This window comes from Nocardioides salsibiostraticola, from assembly GCF_054783655.1.
In genome coordinates, this window is record NZ_BAAGQD010000005.1 from 1 (window position 1) to 1,274 (window position 1,274).

The following is a 1,274-nucleotide window of genomic DNA, read 5'->3' on the forward strand; positions in this document are numbered from 1 at the left end:
GGGTGGATTCAAGCGGTCGGCGCAACACCGGGGTTGTTGTTGTGGTTGAAGAGTAGTTCTTGCAGGGCTTCGGCGGGGGTCTTGAAGCCGAGGGTTTTGCGGGGTCGGTTGTTGAGCTCGCGTGCGACGTTCTGAAGGATCCCGGGGCCGTGGAAGGACAGGTCGGTCCCTTTGGGGAAGTACTGACGCAGCAGACCGTTGGTGTTCTCGTTGGTGCCTCGTTGCCAGGGCGATGCCGGGTCGCAGAAGTAGATGTCCAGGTCGGTTGCTTCAGCGATCTTGAGGTGGTTGGCCATCTCGATTCCCTGGTCCCAGGTCAACGATTGACGCAAGAACAACGGGAGGTCGGCCATCGCTGTCGCCATGGCTTGCTCGACCGCGGCCGCACCGTGGGAGCCGGGACCGATATCGGGTAGGTGCAGCAGGATCAGAAACCGGGTGGTCCGCTCGACCAGGGTTCCGATCGCGGTCCGGTTCTCTTTGCCGGTGATCAGGTCGCCTTCCCAGTGACCTGGCACCGCACGGTCCGCGACCTCGGGGGGTCGGTCGCTGATGTTGACCATGCCCTTGATCCGGTCCCGACCCCGCCCGGCGCGTTCGGCCTGGCCCTGGGCCCGGGGTTTACGCAGTGTCCGCCCGGTGCGTAGCGACGCGGTGAGTTCGCGCCGCAGAGCTCCACGGCCCTGGACGTAGAGGGCCTGGTAGATCGTCTCGTGCGACACCCACATCTCCTCCTCATCAGGGAACTCGACCCGCGCCCGGCCAGCGATCTGCTCGGGGCTGTACTTCTCCTCGAGCCGGTCCTGGACCCATCGTCGCAGCCGCAGGTCGGTGGCGAGTTTCGCTGGCTTGGGACGACGTGCACGGGTGTCTGCGGCCTGCTGGGCGGTGCTGGCCCGGTACCCACCCCGGGCACTGGTGGTGTTGCGGGCCAACTCACGACTGATCGTCGAGGGCGAGCGACCCAGCTCCCTGGCGATCTGACGAACACCGGTCCCAGCGGCACGACGTACCGCGATTTCCTCGCGTTCAGCGAACGATAAACCACGCCCGCCCGGCTCGTTGATGATCGATGGGGTCACACCACCAGATCGTGCGAACAACCGCTGCGCGGTGGGTCGCGACACACCGCATACAGGGCCAGCTTCTACGACCGACATACCTCGCGCCACGTGCTGCCAGAACACTCGCTGAACCTCAACGCGCACCGGAGGACGGCCCACGTCAATCACCTCGATCAGATCAAGGTGTTGCGTTCACCGCCTGAACCCGCC

1 protein-coding gene is annotated in these 1,274 nt (G+C 65.2%); it reads right to left on the minus strand.

Translation table 11 applies throughout. The annotated features are described in order from the left end of the window. Nucleotides 1-8: 8 nt before the first annotated feature. The gene (locus tag ACYVLV_RS04205) at nucleotides 9-1,160 is read right to left on the minus strand and encodes an IS30 family transposase (RefSeq protein WP_460807935.1); all 1,152 of its coding nucleotides are present in this window, start codon (nucleotides 1,158-1,160) and stop codon (nucleotides 9-11) included. Nucleotides 1,161-1,274 lie beyond the last annotated feature (114 nt).